Origin of the sequence: Sulfuricurvum sp. (assembly GCF_028681615.1) — a bacterium.
GTDB lineage: Bacteria > Campylobacterota > Campylobacteria > Campylobacterales > Sulfurimonadaceae > Sulfuricurvum.
On the sequence record NZ_JAQUHV010000008.1, the window covers coordinates 1 to 21,292 of the forward strand.

Sequence of the window (21,292 nt, forward strand, 5' to 3'; positions counted from 1 at the left end):
TGATCATCCACACTCTCATAACGAGGACGAACTTCCCCATTCACTTTTGCATCGCTAAAGAGGGTAAAACCGTCTGCACTCAGTACATTCGGCAACAAGGTTAATACAGCTACTGCTGATAGTGTGACTTTTTTCATATATGAATCCTTAGTATAGTTTATTACACAAACGGAGCAAAGCCCCGCTTTGTTACGCTAACGCTGAGTTTTGCTCGGCGCAATGCCCATGCACGCAAGCGTGCATTTTATTCATCTTCTTTTGCAAATTTCGAATAGAGAAACTCGATAATCGCGCCACGGCATCGAAGATACTCTTCGTTATGCTGTAATTCCAAACGATTGCGGGGACGCGGAAGATTGACTTCCAGCACTTCTCCGATCGTCGCTTCGGGGCCGTTGGTCATCATGATGACGCGGTCGCTCAGAAGGACCGCTTCATCGACATCGTGAGTGATGATGATGACGGTATTGCCTGTTTGCATCTGAATCCGCATCAAATGATCTTGCAGATTGGCGCGTGTGAGCGAATCGAGCGCTCCGAACGGCTCATCCATCAACAGCACTTTCGGCTCGATGGCGAGGGCTCTGGCGATTCCGACACGCTGTTTCATCCCGCCGCTGATCTCACCGGGGAATTTGTCTTTGGCATGGTCGAGATTGACCATTTGGATATATTTCATCACGTGATCGCGGATTTCGCTGTTGCTGAGATCTTTGCCCAACACTTTTCGTACGGCCATCTCGATATTTTGATAGACACTGAGCCACGGGAGGAGCGAATGGTTTTGAAAGACCACGGCACGTTCCGGTCCGGGTGCCGTAATATGTTTGTCTTCCAACAGTATGGTTCCGTTACTGATCGTATCCAAGCCGGCTATCAGATTGAGAATCGTCGATTTTCCGCAGCCAGAGTGCCCGATAATCGAAACGATTTCATTTTCTTTAATCTCGAGTTTGACATCCCGAAGTGCGACATACTCTTTTCCTCCGCCCAAAGGGAAGATTTTATCGACATGATCGATTTTTAAAAATGGTTTTACACTCATGCCCGTCCTCGCTTTCGATAATCAAAGAAATCGGCAATCACACCCATGATGCCATCCAAAATCAGCCCTATCACCCCGACGATCGCAATTCCGATGATGATCGAGTGATAGTTTAGGTTGTTGTATTCATCCCAGATCCAAAACCCGATTCCTATACCGCCGGTGAGCATTTCAGCTGCGACAATAACGAGCCATGCAATCCCCAGTGAGAGCCGCATTCCCGTAAAAATAAACGGAACCGCAACCGGGAGGATGATCTGAAATACTTTCTCAAACGGCGTCAGCTGCAACACTTTTGCAACGTTGAGATAATCCTCGCTTACACTTCTCACCCCAAGTGCCGTGTTGATGATAATCGGCCAGATCGAGGTGATAAAAATGGTTGTGATTGCAGTCAGGTTAATATCTTTGAACACAAAAAGAAGCAATGGCAGCCATGCCAACGGTGAAACCGGCTTAAGTATCTGAATAAACGGGTTGAATGCGATAAACGCATTTTTGCTCATCCCGATCAATAGACCTAAAGGTACTCCGACAAGAATTGCCAGAGCGAATCCGCCGAATACCCGCTCAAGAGAGTTGAGTACCTGCCAGCCTATCCCTTTGTCATCCTCATTGTTGATATAAAACGGATCGGCAAATACCTCTTTCGCGACATCGTAGGTTTCACTCGGAGTCGGAAACTGTTCGACATGGCTTGCCAGTGCCGACCATCCCGCGATGATGAGTACGAGTACGAGCAGAGGAAGAACGATCCTCTTGCCCAATTCAAACGCTTTTGAATTCATGACTCAGCCCTTATTTGATGTATTTAGGATTGGCACATCCTGCCGGACCGTATGGGCATACGTATGCAGGCTGGAGTGTTTTGACTTTCCACGTATTGGCTTTGGCTAAAGCGGTTTTGGAAACTTTGGCATGATTGACTTTGGTGTCATAGATATAATCCACGGCATGATTGGGGTCAAACACTTTGCCGTCAATGAACTTGTTATATTGGTCTTTACCGTCGATTTTCCACGGAGAAGCCGGCAGAGAATATCCAACGCTTTTTGCCGCTTTGGCAAACAAATCGGGACGGTAAACCGCTTCGACTGTTTTTTTCATATCGATTGGCTTATCGATTTGTCCCCAGCGGATCATTTGGGTCAAATACCACATTCCATGGCTGTAGAACGGATATGCCGCATAATCGTTGGCAAAGACGTTAAACATCGGATTCGGTTCGCTTGGTTTGCCTTTTAGGAACTGAAATGTTCCGGTCATGGAGTTGTCGATAATGTCTTTGGGTGCATTGACGTACTCTTTTTTAGAGAGGATGGCGGAAGCCTCTTTTCGGTTATCCCATGAAGCATCGAGCCATTTTTGCGCCTCGATGATCGACTGCATGACGGCTTGGGTAGTTTCCGGATTTTTGTCGGCAAACGATTTGGTCGACATCAAAACTTTTTCGGGTTTGTTATTCCAAATGTCATAGTTGGTTACCAAAGAAGACCCGAGATTTGCCATAACCGCCCGTTCATTCCACGGTTCACCGACACAATATCCGTCGATATTTCCGGCTTGGAGGTTTGCTACCATCTGAGGCGGCGGAACAACTTTCAAGGTGGTATCGGCATCCGGATCAATCCCGCTCATAGCCATCCAGTAGCGGATTTCATAGTTATGGGTAGAGACAGGGAATACCATACCGAATTCAAGCGGTTTATATTTTGCGCCTTCAGCGGCATGCTTGGCATCGATCAGTTTTTTGAGCGAAGCAGAGGTAACTGGGCGCTTGACCGCATCCAAACCGTATTTTTCCATTTGTGTGATGACATCGTTTCCGAAAGTGATCGCATTACCGTTGTAATCGAGGGAGAGGAGGGCATACATCGGTGTATTTCCGCTGATGCCGAGTGTCGCTGCTAACGGCATTCCCGCAAGTGCGTGGGAATAGTCGTATTCGCCGCTGATCACTTTTTGCTGAATGCCGGCCCAGCCGCCGCCTTCTTTTACAACGTCAACGTTCAAACCGTGTTTGGCAAAGAATCCTTTCTCTTTTGCAATAACGATCGGCGCACAATCGGTTAGGGCGATGAAACCGATTTTCAGATTTGTTTTTTCCGGTGCAGCCATCGCAATAGAAGCGGCGATGGAGAGTAGCAAAGCACCTTTTCCTAAAACATTCAAGCATTTCATATCGAACTCCTTATTAAGACTATTTTGTCTGAAATAATTGTAGAGTAAAAAGTCCGAAATAGAATGCAGTCTATTGTTTAAAAAATAAACAATAGTATGATTATTATTTATAGTTTTATTGTTTTGTATTTCTATCAGCGGATATTGCTGTGATTTAACCCATCTCTGCATACAAGTTAAGTTATAATTTAAACATGCAGGGATAGATTATAGAAAATAAAAATATGTCAAAACGAGAAGGAGAGTGTTTTGTTCCATAAATATGAAATTGTTGAACGGCAAAATAATGCTCTCCAAAAACTTAATGAAATTGCCGCTATATCCAACCTGGATCCGAAGGAGACATTACTTCAAGCACTCATTGTCGGGAAAGAGTATTTCGGTCTGGAGTTTGCTATTGTCAGTCATATTGTCGGTGAAAATTATACAGTTGAAGTTCAATCGTCGCCGACAGATACCCTGTATGACGGGCAACTGTTCGCACTTGGTTCTACATATTGTAAAACGACATTGGAAATAGATGACGTTCTCGCCATTACCGATGTTACAAAGTCACAATATGTCGGTCATCCATGTCATAAAGAATTTGCTCTCGTATCTTATATCGGTGCGCCCGTCAGAGTGAATTCTGAAATATACGGAACAATCAATTTTTCTTCACCGAACGGCAGATATTTGGAATACGATGAAATCGATTATGAATTTATGCGGTTATTAGCACGATGGGCTGGATCTTTTTTGGAGCGGAAGTTCGCACTCGATGAATTGTATTTTGCCAAAAAACGGTTTGAAATGATCTTTGAAAATAATGCTTCCGGTATTTTTGTGGTTAATAACAGTGGTCAGATCATGATGGCGAATAGACGTTTTTGCGACATTATCGGATATTCAAAGGATGAATTGTTAGGGCAGAATACACAGCTTATTCATATTACTCAGGAATCGTATGAAACCGTCAAAGAAAAATTTAGCGTAGCGCACAATAATCTGTCACTAAAACTTGAATATACACTCAAAAGAAAAGATCAGAAATATATTGATTGCGAGTTTTTTGGTGCACCAATAGAGCTTGAGAAACAAAGTGTAGGGATTGTATGGAGTATTTTAGATATTACAAGTGAAAAAAAGCTTCAGCATCAGCTCGAAGAGCAAGCTTCTACGGATTATTTGACCGGATTGTTTAATCGAAGATATTTTACTGGCCGTTTGGAAGAAGAAATTTTTAGAGTACAGCGTAATAAAAATAATGCTACCGCTTTAATGATGCTGGACTTAGATAAATTCAAAAATATCAATGATACTTTCGGACATCTGGCCGGTGATGAAGTATTAAAAAGATTCACGAGTATTTTAAAAAGAAATTTACGTAAAACGGATATTTCAGGTAGAATCGGAGGAGAAGAGTTTGCTGTGATTTTACCTGATACGACAATAGACAGAGCAGTTGTCTTAGCCAACCGGATTCGAGAAGAAGTATCCAATCATACGGTAAAGTATGGTAGGGAGAAAATAATTTTTACGGTGAGTATCGGCCTGACAGTATTGTCGTATGAGGACAGTAATTTTGATACTGCTTTGGCCCGTGTTGATAATGCATTGTATTCGGCCAAAATGAATGGGCGTAATAGAGTCGAGCAAAAATAAGAGTTGATAGCGAGTCTAGCAGTTAGGTTGTTTTAAATCCGTTTTACTTTTCGTAAAGTGACGTCATCCGTAATATCACTTAAGCGCATTGCTGCATACATCTCCAGCATCTCTTGTCTCCATATATCCCATTGGGCATGCAGGGCACACGGTTTTTCCGCTTCACAATCTCCGATCCCCAAAACGCAGGCATCAAAAAAGGTGGTTCCGTCCACGGCTTCTATAATGGATAAGAGTGTAATTTCCGAAGCTTCGCGTGCGAGCGTGACACCGCCTGTCGCACCGCGTTGAGAGATTAGAAGATGTGCATGGACCAGTTTCTGAAGCGATTTTGCCAAAAAAGGGAAGGGAAGATCGAGCGCGTCACTGATCACTTGTATTCGATGGAATTCTCCTGCCGGTTTGGTTGAGAGCCATACTGCGGCTCGGATCGTATCTTGACAAGCGGAAGAGAGCATTGAAAACCTTTAAACTGTTTTGGAGGGTAATTGTGACATATAAAAAGAAATTTTGGGTAAGAGATAGGAATAATATCGAAGAGAGAACTAAGTTGTGATCAGTAAAATGCGAATCATGCAAAAAATTATTATCAATCAAAAATATTACGGTTCCATTGAAATCGAAGAAAATGATGAAGCGAAACGCGTTTTATCCAAAGTCAAAAATGCTTTCGGTGCAGGAAAAACGATGGAAATCGGACTTATTTTTCCTCAGTACAAGCTCAAAGCATTGGAAAATTACCAAAAAGGGGGAGCGAGACAGGAACTCGCCGATATCGATCTCTATATCGCTCTGGGAAAAGTGTTGAAATTTGACACCGCCGATGCCGAAAAGCTCAAAAACAAGATCGAACTGATCAACGATATTGCCCATAACCACTACAATATTTCGAAACGTCTCACGTTGATCAACAAAGTAAAAGCGACTCAGAACAGAGGAGATTATCTGTTTTGGGATATTGAAAACTTTTCGAATATCGGATCACTTTTTAATGACGTCATCGAGAAATTCGATATTCCCGATAACCGTATTTATGTTGCAGCTAATCCCGACTCGCTCTATTTGTATAAAAGCCAATGGGAAGCGGATTTGTACGACTATAAAAAGACGCTTCAGTCGTTTAATTTCACCAAATGCGATCACGGCAAAAACGTAGCCGATGATATTTTACTGGGACACTTTCAAAAGCTTTCACTCCGCAATGCAAATGCCTATCTGATGACGTTTGACCGTGAATTGAAAGAGCGGTTTGTCGCTGAGTGCCATCCGAGCAATAATCTTTATATTTTGGAAAAATAAGATTACGGCAGCGTCGGATTTAATACATATGCTTTAAATTCCTGTGCGGGGAGCGGTTTGCTAAAATAATATCCCTGCACTTCTTTACAACCGTTTTCACGCAGCAGTGAAAGCTGTTCAGCGGTTTCGACTCCCTCTGCAATCGTAATCATATTGAGACTATTCGCCATATTGATGATCGTTTGTACAATGCTTTTATCTTCTGAATTTTCAGTTATGTCATGGATGAAAGATTGATCGATTTTGAGTTTATAGACCCGGAATTTTTTGAGGTAGTTGAGTGAAGAGTACCCGGTTCCGAAATCATCGATCGACATCCGTATTCCATGACTGTCAAGCTCCTTCATCAACTCGATAGCATGAAGCGGATTCTCCATTGCGATTCCTTCTGTCAATTCGAGTTCCAGATAGTGTGTCGGCAGCTGAAGCTCATCGAGGATACTTAAGATCAATGAAACGAGTTGGGGATGACGGAACTGGATAGCGGAGAGATTGACGGCCATTAGAAAGGGCTCTATTCCCTCAGAAATCCACGATTTTAATTGTCCGAGTGCACGACGAAGAACCCATTCTCCGATCGTGACGATTTGTCCGCTCTCTTCGGCAATCGGTATGAATTCTACGGGTGAGATCATTCCAAATATCGGATGATTCCATCGTAAAAGAGCTTCTGCCCCGACAATTCCCCCTGTCTCAATCGATATTTGAGGCTGATAATAGAGTTCCAGCTCATCTCGTTTAACAGCATTGCGAAGGGCATTTTCGAGTTCAAGATTGCGAGTAGAACGTGCCTGGATTTCAGGTGTGACGAACCGATAGCAATTTCGTCCATCGTGTTTGGCCCGATACATTGCGGCATCGGCAGATTGGAACAGTAATTCTGCATTCTTTCCGTCGATTGGGTAGAGCGCAATCCCGATAGAGGGGGTAATGGTAAGTTCATGCTGCTGAATATAATACGGTTCTGATATGACATCGATAATTTTTTCAGCAACGTGGGCCGCTCCGTCAGCATCGGTACCCGGGAGGAGGATGACAAATTCATCTCCTCCTTGTCGGGACAAGGTGTCTTCATCACGCACAATGGACTGTATACGTTTTGAGACTTGGATGAGTAAATCATCACCGATAGAATGCCCCAGAGAATCGTTGATGTTTTTAAAATGATCCAGATCCAAAAAGAGCAGGGCTACAGGTTCCTGTGCACGGTAAGCAATACTGATGGCATATTTCACTCGATCATTGAGGAGAGTACGGTTCGGCAGTTCGGTGAGGGAATCATAATGGGCCAGCCATTGCACTTTCTCTTCAGCCAATTTTTGGGCTGTAATGTCTTGGACAGAACCTTGAATCTGGGTGATTTCTCCACTTTCCCGGATCGCTGATGCGATCATTCTAACCCATTTTTGGTTCCCTTTTTGGGTCGTCATTTGGAGTTCCAGCTCGCGTGAAACTCCATCACGAATGATTGTATCCAGAGCCGTCTGTGCTTTTTCTCGCCATGGTCCATGAAAAATACTCAGCCCTGTCGCTAATGTAACTTCATCGGAAGGCTCTAAGTCATAAATAAGAGACGCCTCTTTTGTCCAGATACCGAGTCCATTTTTAAGGTTGATTTTCCATCCGCCGATATGGGCTGCGGAACTCATCTCCTCCAGGAGTTTTTCTGTTTTGAGTAAATCGGCATTGGCTTTTTTCCGTTTTGTTTCACGATCAAAATTTTCCATCGCAAAGCTGATATCCATCGCCATCTCGGTTAGCAGTTCCTGACTGGATTGATCAAAAGCATCAGGTTTATCCGCATAGACGGTAAATGCCCCTATCACTTTCCCATTCAGATGAATCGGCAATGCGGCAGAGCCCTTCCATCCTGCATTGGCACCACGTTCATGCCACGGTTCGGTAACGGGATCGTTTAAAAAATCCTGACACCAATAGGGACGGTTTTCACGTATCGCCGTCCCGGTCGGCCCTTTACCGGATGGAATATCGGCAAGAATGGATATCTCAATACCCTCCAGATAATGATGGGTATCTCCATAGGAAGCGGCTACTCGGACATACTCACCGCTTGAATCGATGAGAGCGATCCATGCCATAACGATACCGTTATCCGAAACGATCCCTTTACATACTTCTATGAAAAGTTCTTCCGGAGTTTCGGCACGGACAATTGTTTTATTACAATGGCTGAGGGCCCCATACAGATTCGAGAGCTGTTGATTACGCATTTCATGGTTATAGTGGACGGTAATATCACGTGCAATTCCCAGAATTCCGAGGAGCGTTCCTGTTTCGTCACGCATCGGAGTTTTGATTGTTTCGAGCAGTGCACGATGGCCGTCGTCGGCAAAGGTTACCCACTCTTCATTGATACTCAGACCATTTTTTTCCATTGCCAAACGGTCTTTTTCACGGAAGAAATCTGCCAGCTCCGCATTGACGAAATCGTAATCGCTTTTGCCGACGATCTCATCCTCTTTTGCCCCGAAAAAGCGTTCAAACATAGGATTGCAGAGTAAGTAGACGCCATTGATATCTTTTAGCCATATAAGATCGGGGATGGTATTGAGAAGCGTATGGAGTTCATTTTTGGTTTTTGCAATTTCAAAGGTACGTTCTTTGACCCTCTGTTCGAGATAATGTCGGTAACTTTTCAGTTCAGTGTATTGTTTGGCAATGTATCCGAAGAGCAGAGAGATGAAAATTCCTAATGCGGCTTCAATGGAAATAATCCATTTATTGTACCATCCGTTTGTAGGGGTGATAGCAAGCTTCCATTGGGCATTCGGGACATGGATGGTGGTTTCAATCGGCTGGTCCAATGTTCCAGTTTTGGATTGGGCAATAACTTGAGGCAGCCGTGTTTGCGGATGAATTCGGGTGAGCACGTAGTCATACCCCTCTTTGTTCAAAACGGTAAATTCAAGAATTTCCGGGAAACGGATAACGATAATGACAAAGCCCCAAAACTTTTTTTCTTCGCCGGTATAAACGGGAAGTCTGCCGACAAGTCCTTTTCCCCCTTGCACAAGATTGAGAGGTCCGGCCAATGTTATCTTTCTGGTTTTTAGTGCGAGGAGAGCCTCATTTTTCTGTATGGGGTCAGTTAACAGATTAAAACCTATCGCTTTTTCATTCCCTGAAAGAGGTGCGACTTGTGAAATGACTCCATTCGGTGCAAGCGCGATTTCAGAGATCAGAGGATAATTGACGATCAACTCTTCACAAATCAATTTGAAATTCGGAACACTCCCCATTTGTTGGATCATGGCGGCAAAAGGGTACGTCAATGCGAGTCTGCGCTCGATTGTTTTTTCAAACTGATTCGCTTTTGCAATGGCTACTTCTTTTGTAATGGCCCGCTTTTGTTGAAAACGGGTATCTTCAATTTTCCAAATTATTGCTATCGATACAAAGGCGCTAATGAGGAATATAAATATCCCTGCACTCCACCCTTTTTTCCGATATAAAGAAATCCCCATTACTCTACTTCCCTTTAGCCGCATTCGTATTAACAACTATTATAACACCGTTTTTTTAAAACCTGTTTGCAGAAAAAACTAATAATTATTTAGATACATACAGTATGAATGTGGCTATTTCCAATGCAAGGAGGATAAAAAATCCGATTTTATAAAACAAGACAGGAGAGCGTTCGATGAGAGGTGTCTCTTTGCTAAAGAAGGGTTTGACTTTTTCAGGTGCCTTCAGCTCGTAAAAAAACTCGGAATAATGTCCATAGCGCTGATCGGGTGTGATGGCAATAGAGCGCATAATGATGGAGTCGAGCCAAAGTGGAATATTACTATTGAGTTTGACCGGGCGTTTGGCGGTTTTAAACGTCGGGGTTTGAAACGGTTCGATTTCACCGTAGGGCAGTTTGCCCGTGAGCGCCCAGTAGAGGGTGACTCCGATCGAAAAGATTTCGGTCGATTCGTTGATGATGCTTCCGCTAAAGCGTTCCGGAGCCAAATAGGAGGGAGTACCGGCACGGGAATTGGTCGAAAAGATCTCGACGATTGATCCGAAATCGACCATTTTAAAAGTGACTCCCGATTCACCCTCTTTTGTGTTTACGAGGATATTTTCAGGTTTAATATCTCCGTGAACCAGACCTAAATGGAGTAAATGGGCTTCGGCACGGTGGAGAAATTTTCCTAATTCAATCGCATTATCGACCGAAAGAGGGCGATTTTTGACGTAATCGTTTAAATTGATCCCCTCCACGAGATCCATCATGTAATAGCGCATGCTGCGTTCATTAGGAACCCATGCATGACCGAACGCTTTATGTGAGATTTGTTTTGCCGTCCACGCTTCACGTACGAATTCGTCCAATGCCTGCTCATCGTCGGTACGCATCGGAAATTTCATCACAAAGAGCTGTCCATCTTTTGACACTTTCCAGATACGTCGGTGCTCCATCATGGGTGAGAGGAGCGTATAACCGTCGATAACGTCACCCTCATAGAGTGATTCCGGAATCAGCAAAGGGATGTTTTTAATGGCGTGCAGCGGATCGAGCCCTTCGATCCGAAAAATCTGCAGACTCATATCATCCCGATCGTGCAGTTTACCGTTTTGTGAAGCATGATTGATAATGGTACCGGCACCCAGACCTTGGTGTACCAGATCACTGAAACTCTTTTCATCGATCAGATTGTAGACACCGTCACTGCATAGAACCAGTGTATCTCCAATGGCTACAGGGGTAGATACGACGTGCAAGTCGATGTTTTCACTCAGACCGCAGGCTTGGGTCAGGACATGAGACATATACTCATCATCCATCGTATGATCGGTGCTGAGACGTTGAAAATCTCCCTCGGGTTTCAAGAGATAGATTCGGGAATCTCCGAGGTTGAGAGTATAAAGCGTCTCACCTTCGATTACAGCGAGGCAAAGGGTCGTCAATAACTCGATTTGTCCGTATTGTGCAATCGACTCTTTGAAGAGAAGACCGTTGATGTGACGGGTAAAAACTTCCATTATTTTTGGGATATCCCACGCTTTCGGACGGGACTTAAACTGATCAATGAAAAATTTTACGGTCTGTCTTGCTGCAGTACCGCCGCGTTTGGCACTGCCTACACCGTCGCACAGTACCGATACTAAAACCGAATTATCGATGATGGTATAGGCACATGCGTCATCCCCGGTGGAACCGTCTTTCGGAAGAATATGTTCACTTGATTGCAGTTGCAGCATGAAAACCCTTGATTGGATAGTTGACCTTAGCACTCAATGGGCTTTGCTCATTGAGTGTGTTGGATCGGATAATGAATTAAATCCGGGCACCTGCAGTCGCACCCCATGTTGTTCTCCAGCGGGTTTTGACCAAGGAGATCCCTGATATCGCCAGCATGACGAATCCGGCAAAAATCAAAAATCCGGCAGCGTAGCCATCAAATGCACCCTGCGACCAACCGAACGTTTTGATCAATGCCGATCCGCCCAAGCCGCCTGCCGCACCGATGAGCCCCGTCATGATACCGATATCTTTACCGAACCGTTGCGGGACGAGCTGGAATACCGATCCGTTTGCCATCCCGAGATTTGCCATGATCAAAAACATGACCGTAATCGCTGCCCAAAACGGCAAATGGATCAATGCCGTGATAAGTGATAGTAATACAATACTACCATAAAATACGTAGAGGGATTTAATGCCTCCCATTTTATCGGCGATAGCTCCGCCGACCGGACGAAGTACTGCACCGGCAAAGATGCAAAGTGCTCCGAAATATCCTGCCATTACTTTGACATTATCTTCATTTAACATATCCAGACCGATTGCGGACATATCGCTTTGATAGGTGTTCATCAGATAGACTTTCATATAGTTGGCAAATCCGACAAACCCTCCGAATGAGACGGCATAAAAGAGGTTAAACCACCATGTGTCTTTATCGCGAAGCAACTTCATATAATCTTTGAATTTTTTCGGATTCGGTCTATAGACGCTTAAGGGTGCATCTTTCGCCAAGAACACATAGGCGATGAAAATAATTGTCGATAGAATCCCGCCGACCAGAAAGACCGACGGCCATCCCCAGACTTGTGCGATTTTCGGTGCAAACAAAAAGTCGATGACGACACCGATATTTCCCGCACCCGCAATACCCAAAACAACCCCTTGCAATCGCGGTGGATACCACTGTCCTGCTTGCGGAAGAGCAACGGCAAACGACGCACCGCCGAATCCGAGACCGAGCGCTACCAGAAGCAACTGATTATAGGTAATTGCATCGGATTGGAAAAATGCGAAAAAGAGGGTAAAAATGACGATCAGCTGTGAGCCGAGAGCCGTCTTCTTCGGTCCGAATTTGTCCACGAAAAATCCGAGAAGAATCCGAAGCAATGCACCGGATAAGATAGGAAGGGCAAGCAAGGTTGCAATCTGAGCATCATTAAGAGCATTGCCTGCAGCACTAAGGGTCTCATTAATCTCTGTTGCCAATGGACCGAGCATCGTCCACATCATAAAACTAAAGTCGAAATACAAAAAGGCAGCCAGCAGCGACGGCCAGTGCCCCTCTTTTTTTAATTCACCGAATTTCATCTTCACTCCATTTAGGATTTTTTTATCTGAAATAATTGTAGCACTCTTGTGAAATAAAACAATCAATATATTGATTAAAAAATAATCATATTGAATTATGACTTTGAAAAGAGGTTCATTGTTTATGCGTTAATACTTTCAGCGCTACTATTCTGCTAAAAAGTAAGGAACTGAAATGTCGAACAAACTATTACTCTCATGTATTGCTGTAGTATTTATAAACGCGGGTGCGGAAGCCGGGCAAATTGACGGCAATGCGGTACTGGGAAGTATGCTAGGTGCAGGTGTAGGCTCTGCCGTGGGTTCATCTGCCGGAGGTAAAGACGGTGCAATCATCGGCGGAGGTGTAGGAGGTGCTCTCGGAGCAGCTCTCGGCAGCAGCAAGGAACCCTCAAGGGTAAATAATCGGTACTATTATCAGGATGAACATAGAAGACATCACAGAGAACATTATGGATATCGTTACGGACATGATCGAGATTAAAAATGTGAATTTTTAACGTTTCACGAACATTTTCAGGGTATAGTATAGGAATTAGATCGAAAGGAGCATCATATGCTTAGCGAATTCAAAAAATTTCTTATCTCGGGAAATGTGGTCGATATGGCGGTCGGGTTTATCTTTGGGGCAGCCTTTGCAACGGTTGTTAAATCATTAGTCAGTAATGTGATCATGCCGCCGGTCGGACTGTTGATGGGCGGTGTCGATTTTTCATCGTTGTTTATCGCACTTGACGGTAAAGAATACCCGTCATTATCGGCTTTGGATGCGGCCGGTGCTCCGGCAATCAAGCTGGGCGTTTTTTTCAATGATGCCATTTCGTTTACCATTCTAGGTTTTGTCATGTTTATGATGGTAAAAGCCTACAATAAACTCAAAGCTGCCGAACCGGAAGCGGAACCGGCTGCACCGACGACAAAAGTATGCGCAGAATGTGCGATGGAAATTCCTCTCGCGGCAAAAACCTGCCCTTACTGCAAAAGTGCGCAGTAAACAGGGTTTGTTTAAGCGGTAGTGTCTAGTATACTGCCGCCTAAAGCGGTAATTTTTTCATCGATTTTAGCCAGAGCTTTATCGAGAGTCTGATAGGAGATATCAGGCAGCTTTCCTCCCCACATTTTTTCAGCTTCATTAAACCCGTTTATAATCCCTTCTCGTCCGGCTTTGAGTTTATCAACGTTGTCTCCACCGCCGTTTAGGACAAAATCACTGAGCCGTGCAGAGGTTTGTGTGATGCCGAAATACCCATCTTCACTTACCAATGCTTTTGCTTCATCCGGTGTCATATCCGAAATGGCTTTCCCGGTATATCCGATGGCGTTGTAATCAATCGATTTCAAAATATCTTTAATCTTGTTCAGATCAAATGGGGCGCTTTGTGCCTCTAAATTCCCGGCGGAGTAGGTTTCAACTGTTTGGCTGAATTGGACCAGGTACGCCTGAGAGAGTGCTTTTGCGGATATTTCGCCGCTTTTTACTTTCTCTTTGAAATCCGCTTTATCGGTTTCAGTGAGTGTCACACCGCTTTGTGTGTACGGATTGATAGTGGATTGTGATGTTCCGATTTGCATAAATGCTCCTTTTGGAGTGTATATAACTATATCGGCAAATCACTCATGACGTAAAGCATCGATCGGATTTAGGCGCGCCGCTTTACGGGCAGGAAAATAGCCGAATACGATTCCGACAATTGTCGAAAAGAAAAAAGCGATAATGACAATTGAGGTATTAAAGACGAACGGCAGGTCAAAATAGAGGTTGATGCCGATTCCGATGCCTATCCCTAATATCATACCGATGATTCCTCCCAGTGAAGAGAGTACGACCGCTTCTACCAAAAATTGAAGCAATACCTCATGCTCCAATGCACCGATTGCGAGCCGTATCCCGATTTCACGTGTTCGTTCGGTAACGGAAACGAGCATAATATTCATAATCCCGATCCCTCCGACGAGCAGACTGATTGCTGCGACGGCACCGAGTAATAAGGTGAGCATTTTGGTTGTGGATGAGAGAGTTTGGACTACTTCACGGAGATCTCGGACATTGAAATCATCTTCATCTCCTAAATGTATGTGACGACGTTCCCGTATCAAGGCTGTAACACCGTTTTTTATATTTTCAACACTGGAAGCATTTTTGGCGGAAAGCATGATGGTCGCAATTTCCTGATTACCGCTGATACGGCGTTGAAACATTCGGATCGGGACGACGATGACATCATCTTGATCCGATCCGAACATAGAGGCTCCTTTAGGGTGGAGCAGTCCGACGACCTGACATGAAAAGTTTTCAAGACGGATCGAAGCATCCAGAGGATTTTGATCACCGAAAAGTTCTTTTCGGATCGTTTCTCCGATTACACAAACGGCTTTTCCCCCCTGAAGTTCGGCGGCAGTAAAATTTCGTCCCGATTCAAACGTCCAATCTTTAACGATAAAATAGTCGTTGTTGCTACCGTCGATGGAGGTAGAATAGTTTTGATTCCCATATACGACCTGCATCCCTTTTGAAGAGACGGGAGCTACCCCTTTTAGCCCGCCGATTTCACGAGAAATTGCCGTAACATCATCATGGGTAAACCGTTTTGCCGTAGCATCTCCGCCGCCCGGTCCGTGACGGTCTTGTCCGGGGCGGATGATGAGCATGTTGCTGCCGAGTTTGGAAATACTGTTGGTGACGTAGGCCGTTGTGGCATCTCCCAACATGACCATCGCGATAACCGATGCAACCCCGATTACTATCCCCAGTGTTGTCAAGACGGAGCGCATGACGCTGCGGCGGATTTCACGAAGTGCTAAAATAAAGGCATTCCAAATCATGGGATTGCCTTATGTTCGGTATTGTCGATAACACCGTCTCGAAAGTGGATCGTACGGGTTGCATAGGCGGCCATGTCGCTTTCATGGGTTACCATGATGACCGTAATGCCGTGATCGCGGTTAAACGAACTCAGCAGTTCCATCACCTCTATACTTTTCGCCGTATCGAGATTACCGGTCGGCTCATCTGCAAGCAATACCAACGGATTGGTAACAATAGCCCGAGCGATGGCAACACGCTGCTGCTGCCCGCCGGAGAGTTCTCCGGGAGTATGATGAGCAACTTTTTCAAGCCCGACACTGAGAAGTGCCTCCATACCCGTTTTACGGCGTTCTGACGCGGGAACCCCCCGATACAGAAGCGGAAGCTCCACATTTTCAATAGCGGACGTTTTGCCCAATAAATTGAAACCTTGAAAGATAAATCCGATGTAGTTGCGTCGCAATATCGCCCTCTGATCACGGCTGAGTGAACCGACGTCTATCCCTTCAAAAAGGTATTGCCCCTCGCTCGGAGTATCGAGGCATCCTATGATGTTCATGGCTGTCGATTTTCCCGACCCGCTTGGCCCCATGATCGCTACAAACTCACCCTGATATATTTTCAGATCCACTCCGCGCAGAGCATAGGCAGTGGCGTCCCCCGTTCCGTAATATTTTTTGGTTCCTCTAAGTTCGATGACCGGAGTATCAGAGTGTGTCATGGTTATTCTTCAACTCCGGTGATGATTTGATCTCCGATTTTCAACGATGAACTCTTAACAATACTCATGATTCCGTTGGATTGTCCGATATCGACTTTGATTTTTACAGGAGTTTTGTTTTTTAATATCCAAACATAGTTTCCTTTGTCGTCTCCATTCGTAGCATGTTTTTTCTTATCATTTTTGTCAGTGGCGGGAGGGGTAAACCGCAATGCCGCATTAGGGACTACCGGAACATTTTTAAATAGGCCGGTAATAATAGACGCATTGGCAGTCATTCCGGGACGTAAAAGAAGATCATTATTTTGAACTTCCACGACCGCTTCATACGTGACGACACCGTTGACGATTTCAGAGTTCATCCGCAATTGAGTAATTTTACCTTCGAACACCCGATTAGGATAGGCATCGACACTGAATTGCACTTCCTGATTCTCTTTGACACCGCCGATATCAGCTTCATCAACACTGACGATCGCTTTCATCTTCGTTAGGTCTTCGGCAAGTGTAAACAAGACCGGAGTCTGCATCGATGCGACGACGGTTTGTCCTGGTTCTATTTTTCGGCTGAGAACGATCCCCTCGATCGGAGAAACCACGACCGCTTTTTTGAGATTATCTTGATCGGTTTTAAGCTGGGCGAACGATTGGGCAACCTGTGCTTTGGCGGCAGCAAGTCCGGCTTTCGCCTGTTCGAGGGCAGTTAAGGCAGATTGCATATCTTTACGGGAAGGATAATTCCCCTGAGTGGATGCATACATTTTTTGCACCCGATCGTTTTCGATGACTGCATTATCCAAAGTAGCTTTGGCACTTTGTTCATTAGCCTGAAATTTCATCCAGTTGGATTTAGAACTGGTTTCAACCGCCATAAGTTTGGTCGTATCCAGCCTTGCCATTGGTTGGTTGACATGTACACGGTCATTGTAGTCTACCAGTACCTCGCTAATGGTTCCGGAAACCTCAATCCCGACATCTACGGTATTCGTCGGCTCTAAATTACCGGTAGCGGAGACTGATGTAGTAAGATCCTGAGTTTTGTAAGGGACAGTGATAAAAGCAACGTCATCTTTTTTGTTTCGCTTCATTTCGATTACGATTGCAGCACCGATCACCAGAAGCAAGAAGAGGGCAATAAAGATTTTTTTCCATTTCTTCGGAGCGGGGTTCTCTCCCAGTCCGAGTGTCTTTTCGATGGTATCAGAATTTTTGGTCATAACTGTAGCTCCTGAGAATGGCGTGTCATGGTGTAGAGAGTTGCTAATTCGATTTGAATATTGATTTCATTGATACTGATCTCGAGTTCTTCAATGGCTTTGGTGTTTTGAATGGTTTGCAAATCATAGCCGGCTTTGTACCCGGCATCGACAGCCGCTTTAGTCGCATTAATCAACTCTGCGTAAGAGGTGAGATTGTCTTTGGTGATGGCAATAACACGTTGATAGCTCGATATATGTTCGATCGATTGTTCGTATTGCCCGTCCATTTGTCGTTTGATATCGGCCGCTTCAGCCTGCTGTTTGAGATAAAGGCTTTGTGCTTCTTGGGTGGCGGCGGATGCATTATACGCCAGCGGCATTGACAGCTGTAATCCCATATCGTAAAAACCTCCGTTATAGTTGGCTGAGGGGAGATCATTCGAATTAAAGCGTTGTAATCCGGCATCGGCAGAGAGGGTCAGTTTTGGGAGATAAGAAGTTTTTATCTGACCGTATTGCTGAGCACTGCTTCTGCTTTGTGCCTGAGCATAGCGAAAGTTCCAACCTTCATCCAAAAAATCGTTTTTCTGCATGAGGGTGAAGGTTGGCAAATGGATACTTTCAATAGGGCGGTCACTTAGTTTTAGTATTTCGAGACGCAATTGAGAAAGGGTAAATCGGATAGCTGTATTGTTTTTGAGCTCACTGCTTTGGTTCATCAAGGCATTATTGAGCAAAGTGATATCGATATCTCCCGCTTCATATTGCTTTCGTTTGAGATAAATTTCAATTTTGCCGTTTTTGAGTTTAAGTTCGCTTTGTTCGAGCAACAGGGTGTTTTTTCGGAAATTCAGCACATTGGTAATCAGCTGCTGATTGACTCCTGCAATATCTTTATGCATACTGATCGTATCGGCATCTTTTTTACTTTCCGCATAATCAATCGAATAGGTAATACCTCCCGAACGGAAGATATCCTGTGCAATTCCTGCCGATACGTTTTGCCGGGTATCATGCATCGACGTTGAGGCTGATTTTTCATAGGTATTTGAAGCTTTCAGATTGATGGGAGCGAGCCAGTCGTACCGGAGCTTTTCGTATCCTGAATCAATTTGCTGCTGTTGCTGTTCATACATACGCTGCTTCTCCGGTGAGAGAAGTGACATATCATCTGCATTTGCAGATATAACCAGTAACACGGTGGTGATAATAGGAAGTGTAAATCGATTTTTCATGATCCTATTGTAGTCCAATTTGAGTAACATCTAGGTAACATTTATGTTAATGGAATTTAAATCGTATCTAAAAATTAATGGGGTATTAACCGATACGACTCTTCTATAATTTATTGGATAAAATACAAACATTTTATATCTCTTATAACTTTCAGGAAAGACTGTGAAACATCGTTTACTATTTCCCATCTTACTCACATCCGGTATGAGCTTTTCAAGTGTATGTGCCCAAGAGATTCTGCAACTGGATAAAATCGAAGTTCAAGACACGGTTCAAACTCTCGAAGAACGCAAAGAAAACTCGATCGCCAAACGGATTATCCGCGGTGAAGAACTGACCCAATACGGTGATCAAAATGCCCTTGAAATTCTCAAAAGGACGCCCGGTGTGACGATTCCGGAAGGAAAAACGAAAAAAGGGGCTCCGGGTAAAGGGTATACGGTTGTCCTCATAGACGGAGAGGAAGCCTCAACCGGTTCAAAACGGAGCCCAAATCCTTTGGAACAAATATCTCCGGATATGATTGAACGTATCGAAATAATGACCAACGGTTCGGCAGAATATACGGCTGAAGCGATGGGTGGGATCGTCAATATCGTCCTTAAAAAACCAAAATCGAAAGGTGCGACGAAAGCTAAACTGACCGTAGGATCCTATAAAGATCGGCCTTTAGCGACACTGTATGCCCAAAGAGAAGGAAAGATAGATACCTTTTCATATATTGTCAATGCGACTGTAACGGACAATAAAAAAACGGATACGGAAAATATCGATACCTATACGGCATCGGCACAGCATGAAGTCCGTGATGATAAGTCGCATGACAAGATGCTCAATGTGACGACAAAACTGATTTATACCCCATCGTCAAAAGAAAAATATACCTACGACGGTACGTTGTCTCTTAGAAATACTCAAACCGATACGGATGATAGTACGTCTGCGTCAACAAACACGGTTCGCAAAAATACCGATAAAGCCAATGATGTGATGATCTGGTCCAAGCTAGGGGGTGAATACCATCTATCAGGCAGTGAATTACTGGAATGGAAACTCAAATTTCATCAAAATAACGAAAAAGGGGAGAACTCTTCCGAGGAGATAACGCCGACACCGAGCTTAGCGACTCAAAATGACACTACGTTATTGCGTTTTTACGGGGCTAGTACCGATTATTCGGTTGCCAAGGACGATCATTTTATAAAAACGGGTATTGAGTTAAAACACGTATACCAAGACAATGAAGTGAGGCTCAATACGGGAACCGTATCCGTAAGTGAATTAACATTGAGTGAAAACCGGGGGGCTGTCTATATCCAGGATGAGATCAGCAGCGGCGACAACCTGGTTATAACTCCGGGCATTCGATATGAGAATGTATCGCGTGATTTTGGAACGACATCGAAGATCGATTATGTGGCTCCGTCCTTTCATCTGCTGTATAAACTGACATCGAATGATAATATCCGCGCAAGCATCGCTAAAACGGTTAGATTGCCGAGATTAAACGATTTAGCCGCGACCTTGGTAAGCTCACTCTATCAAAATGATATTCATCACCCCGATCACATCGGAAATCCGGATCTGAAAGAAGAGCAGGCTCTCAGCTATGAGCTTAGGGGAGAACATTTTTTCGGGGAGAACGGGATTGTCAGTATCGGCGGTTTTTATAGAAATATCACCGATAAGATTGAAACGACGACGACATTTGACAGCGGAAGCGGCAGATATCTTGCCCGGCCGTACAATGCCGGCAATGGGCAGCTCTGGGGCAGCGAATTTGAACTGAAGAAGTCCCTTGATGCACTGGCAGAGGGTTTGGGGATTTTTGCCAACGCAACGTATCAAGACTCCAGCATTACGGCCAACGGAGTAACGCGTCCGATCAAACAGACCTCAAATTTTCTTTATAACGTCGGTGTCGATCATACACTCAAAGCGTATAGATTAACGTACGGTGCCGCCTATCGCTATGTCGGCGGATATGACGATCCTATTGATGAAAATGGTTTTTCCGAGTCGCAAAAAGGGTATGGCGTATTTGATCTGTATGCGACCAAACGTCTTAATTCGACGTTTAAATTGGGGTTAAATCTGAAGAACATTACGTCAAATACGATTGCATCCACCTCAAAATATTACGATACGTCAGGAACGTTAATCGAAACTCAAATCGATAAAGAACATTCATCGCCGCAAATTTTGCTCTCGCTTGAAGGGCGTTGGTAATTGACGATAAAATAAACCAATATCCAACCTTAAAACGTCATTTTAGGGGGGATTCATTAACCGATTCTAGGCTAATATGGTTACTATTCTTACACTACAATCACGAGGAGATACCTATGGTAGACAACGAGCCGACATTAAGTTCAATTGAGGACTACGACAACCTAAAAGGGCCAAAAAAAACGATAGTTTGGACGGTTATTATCAGCGGATTATTGATCGGGTTGATTTTCTGGGGAGCCAAGAGTTATTTCGGCAATGTGAATGATTCAATCCCGGTACAGGATTCAATCGGTAAAGTACCCGTAAAATGATGGTAAAATTCTCCTTTTAATTTTTTGAACGCTAACGGAGTAAAACCCCGTTA

General features: G+C 44.3%; 18 protein-coding genes. 6 read left to right on the forward strand and 12 right to left on the reverse strand.

Going from position 1 to position 21,292, the window contains the following annotated elements:
• Nucleotides 1-244: 244 nt before the first annotated feature.
• Genes PHE37_RS08765 through PHE37_RS08775 form a run of 3 tightly spaced genes read right to left on the reverse strand, consistent with a single transcriptional unit; the run spans nt 245 to nt 3,226 of the window.
• A complete protein-coding gene (locus tag PHE37_RS08765; RefSeq protein ID WP_300008443.1) occupies nt 245-1,045 on the reverse strand; it encodes an ABC transporter ATP-binding protein in 801 nt (266 codons plus the stop codon).
• Entirely contained in the window at nt 1,042-1,833 is a 792-nt protein-coding gene (gene ntrB / locus PHE37_RS08770) for a nitrate ABC transporter permease (protein WP_299994641.1), read from the reverse strand. The genes PHE37_RS08765 and ntrB overlap by 4 nt, the downstream gene beginning before the upstream one ends.
• A gap of 10 nt (nt 1,834-1,843) precedes the next feature.
• The gene (locus PHE37_RS08775; RefSeq protein ID WP_299994639.1) at nt 1,844-3,226 is read right to left on the reverse strand and encodes a CmpA/NrtA family ABC transporter substrate-binding protein; all 1,383 of its coding nucleotides are present in this window, start codon (nt 3,224-3,226) and stop codon (nt 1,844-1,846) included.
• Nucleotides 3,227-3,475: 249 nt separating this feature from the next.
• Between PHE37_RS08775 and PHE37_RS08780 the strand changes: the two genes are divergently transcribed.
• A complete protein-coding gene (locus PHE37_RS08780) occupies nt 3,476-4,870 on the forward strand; it encodes a diguanylate cyclase (protein WP_299994637.1) in 1,395 nt (464 codons plus the stop codon).
• A 32-nt stretch (nt 4,871-4,902) separates the two neighbouring features.
• Here PHE37_RS08780 and PHE37_RS08785 read toward each other — a convergent pair whose 3' ends face one another.
• The gene (locus PHE37_RS08785) at nt 4,903-5,328 is read right to left on the reverse strand and encodes an Rrf2 family transcriptional regulator (protein ID WP_299994635.1); all 426 of its coding nucleotides are present in this window, start codon (nt 5,326-5,328) and stop codon (nt 4,903-4,905) included.
• Nucleotides 5,329-5,443: 115 nt separating this feature from the next.
• On the opposite strand from PHE37_RS08785, the gene PHE37_RS08790 reads away from it, so the two are divergent.
• Nucleotides 5,444-6,169 carry a hypothetical protein gene (locus tag PHE37_RS08790; RefSeq protein ID WP_299994633.1) on the forward strand — a complete coding sequence of 242 codons (726 nt, stop codon included), beginning with the start codon at nt 5,444-5,446 and terminating at the stop codon, nt 6,167-6,169.
• A gap of 2 nt (nt 6,170-6,171) precedes the next feature.
• Here PHE37_RS08790 and PHE37_RS08795 read toward each other — a convergent pair whose 3' ends face one another.
• From PHE37_RS08795 to PHE37_RS08805, 3 genes are all read right to left on the reverse strand, one after another.
• Nucleotides 6,172-9,654 (reverse strand): EAL domain-containing protein, encoded by a 3,483-nt coding sequence (locus PHE37_RS08795; RefSeq protein WP_299994631.1) that lies wholly within the window; start codon nt 9,652-9,654, stop codon nt 6,172-6,174.
• An 85-nt stretch (nt 9,655-9,739) separates the two neighbouring features.
• The gene (locus PHE37_RS08800) at nt 9,740-11,380 is read right to left on the reverse strand and encodes a bifunctional protein-serine/threonine kinase/phosphatase (RefSeq protein WP_299994629.1); all 1,641 of its coding nucleotides are present in this window, start codon (nt 11,378-11,380) and stop codon (nt 9,740-9,742) included.
• Between the two features lie 76 nt (nt 11,381-11,456).
• Complete coding sequence (locus tag PHE37_RS08805; RefSeq protein ID WP_299994627.1) at nt 11,457-12,734, reverse strand: MFS transporter; 1,278 nt, start codon at nt 12,732-12,734, stop codon at nt 11,457-11,459.
• Nucleotides 12,735-12,909: 175 nt separating this feature from the next.
• Between PHE37_RS08805 and PHE37_RS08810 the strand changes: the two genes are divergently transcribed.
• A complete protein-coding gene (locus PHE37_RS08810) occupies nt 12,910-13,218 on the forward strand; it encodes a glycine zipper domain-containing protein (protein WP_299994625.1) in 309 nt (102 codons plus the stop codon).
• 72 nt (nt 13,219-13,290) lie between these two features.
• Nucleotides 13,291-13,728, forward strand: a complete 438-nt coding sequence (mscL, locus tag PHE37_RS08815) for a large conductance mechanosensitive channel protein MscL (RefSeq protein WP_299994623.1) — start codon at nt 13,291-13,293, stop codon at nt 13,726-13,728.
• An 11-nt stretch (nt 13,729-13,739) separates the two neighbouring features.
• Here mscL and PHE37_RS08820 read toward each other — a convergent pair whose 3' ends face one another.
• Genes PHE37_RS08820 through PHE37_RS08840 form a run of 5 tightly spaced genes read right to left on the reverse strand, consistent with a single transcriptional unit; the run spans nt 13,740 to nt 18,695 of the window.
• The gene (locus PHE37_RS08820) at nt 13,740-14,306 is read right to left on the reverse strand and encodes a hydrogenase-4 component G (protein WP_299994621.1); all 567 of its coding nucleotides are present in this window, start codon (nt 14,304-14,306) and stop codon (nt 13,740-13,742) included.
• Nucleotides 14,307-14,345: 39 nt separating this feature from the next.
• Nucleotides 14,346-15,557 carry an ABC transporter permease gene (locus PHE37_RS08825; RefSeq protein WP_299994619.1) on the reverse strand — a complete coding sequence of 404 codons (1,212 nt, stop codon included), beginning with the start codon at nt 15,555-15,557 and terminating at the stop codon, nt 14,346-14,348.
• Nucleotides 15,554-16,261 (reverse strand): ABC transporter ATP-binding protein, encoded by a 708-nt coding sequence (locus PHE37_RS08830; RefSeq protein ID WP_299994617.1) that lies wholly within the window; start codon nt 16,259-16,261, stop codon nt 15,554-15,556. Before PHE37_RS08830 ends, PHE37_RS08825 begins: the two co-directional genes overlap by 4 nt.
• A gap of 2 nt (nt 16,262-16,263) precedes the next feature.
• On the reverse strand, nt 16,264-17,478 hold the full coding sequence (locus PHE37_RS08835; RefSeq protein WP_300008445.1) for an efflux RND transporter periplasmic adaptor subunit: 1,215 nt from the start codon (nt 17,476-17,478) through the stop codon (nt 16,264-16,266).
• The gene (locus PHE37_RS08840; protein WP_299994613.1) at nt 17,475-18,695 is read right to left on the reverse strand and encodes a TolC family protein; all 1,221 of its coding nucleotides are present in this window, start codon (nt 18,693-18,695) and stop codon (nt 17,475-17,477) included. The genes PHE37_RS08835 and PHE37_RS08840 overlap by 4 nt, the downstream gene beginning before the upstream one ends.
• A gap of 163 nt (nt 18,696-18,858) precedes the next feature.
• On the opposite strand from PHE37_RS08840, the gene PHE37_RS08845 reads away from it, so the two are divergent.
• Both PHE37_RS08845 and PHE37_RS08850 read left to right on the forward strand, forming a co-directional pair.
• On the forward strand, nt 18,859-20,925 hold the full coding sequence (locus tag PHE37_RS08845) for a TonB-dependent receptor (protein ID WP_299994611.1): 2,067 nt from the start codon (nt 18,859-18,861) through the stop codon (nt 20,923-20,925).
• A gap of 116 nt (nt 20,926-21,041) precedes the next feature.
• Entirely contained in the window at nt 21,042-21,239 is a 198-nt protein-coding gene (locus PHE37_RS08850; RefSeq protein ID WP_299994609.1) for a hypothetical protein, read from the forward strand.
• Nucleotides 21,240-21,292 lie beyond the last annotated feature (53 nt).

Bases quoted from the DNA above. Each gene is read 5' to 3' on its own strand.
- PHE37_RS08765 (WP_300008443.1), bottom strand. From the start codon at position 1,045: ATGAGTGTAAAACCATTTTTAAAAATCGATCATGTCGATAAAATCTTC.
- ntrB (WP_299994641.1), bottom strand. From the start codon at position 1,833: ATGAATTCAAAAGCGTTTGAATTGGGCAAGAGGATCGTTCTTCCTCTG.
- PHE37_RS08775 (WP_299994639.1), bottom strand. From the start codon at position 3,226: ATGAAATGCTTGAATGTTTTAGGAAAAGGTGCTTTGCTACTCTCCATC.
- PHE37_RS08785 (WP_299994635.1), bottom strand. From the start codon at position 5,328: ATGCTCTCTTCCGCTTGTCAAGATACGATCCGAGCCGCAGTATGGCTC.
- PHE37_RS08790 (WP_299994633.1), top strand. From the start codon at position 5,444: ATGCAAAAAATTATTATCAATCAAAAATATTACGGTTCCATTGAAATC.
- PHE37_RS08795 (WP_299994631.1), bottom strand. From the start codon at position 9,654: ATGGGGATTTCTTTATATCGGAAAAAAGGGTGGAGTGCAGGGATATTT.
- PHE37_RS08800 (WP_299994629.1), bottom strand. From the start codon at position 11,380: ATGCTGCAACTGCAATCAAGTGAACATATTCTTCCGAAAGACGGTTCC.
- PHE37_RS08805 (WP_299994627.1), bottom strand. From the start codon at position 12,734: ATGAAATTCGGTGAATTAAAAAAAGAGGGGCACTGGCCGTCGCTGCTG.
- PHE37_RS08810 (WP_299994625.1), top strand. From the start codon at position 12,910: ATGTCGAACAAACTATTACTCTCATGTATTGCTGTAGTATTTATAAAC.
- mscL (WP_299994623.1), top strand. From the start codon at position 13,291: ATGCTTAGCGAATTCAAAAAATTTCTTATCTCGGGAAATGTGGTCGAT.
- PHE37_RS08820 (WP_299994621.1), bottom strand. From the start codon at position 14,306: ATGCAAATCGGAACATCACAATCCACTATCAATCCGTACACACAAAGC.
- PHE37_RS08825 (WP_299994619.1), bottom strand. From the start codon at position 15,557: ATGATTTGGAATGCCTTTATTTTAGCACTTCGTGAAATCCGCCGCAGC.
- PHE37_RS08830 (WP_299994617.1), bottom strand. From the start codon at position 16,261: ATGACACACTCTGATACTCCGGTCATCGAACTTAGAGGAACCAAAAAA.
- PHE37_RS08835 (WP_300008445.1), bottom strand. From the start codon at position 17,478: ATGACCAAAAATTCTGATACCATCGAAAAGACACTCGGACTGGGAGAG.
- PHE37_RS08840 (WP_299994613.1), bottom strand. From the start codon at position 18,695: ATGAAAAATCGATTTACACTTCCTATTATCACCACCGTGTTACTGGTT.
- PHE37_RS08850 (WP_299994609.1), top strand. From the start codon at position 21,042: ATGGTAGACAACGAGCCGACATTAAGTTCAATTGAGGACTACGACAAC.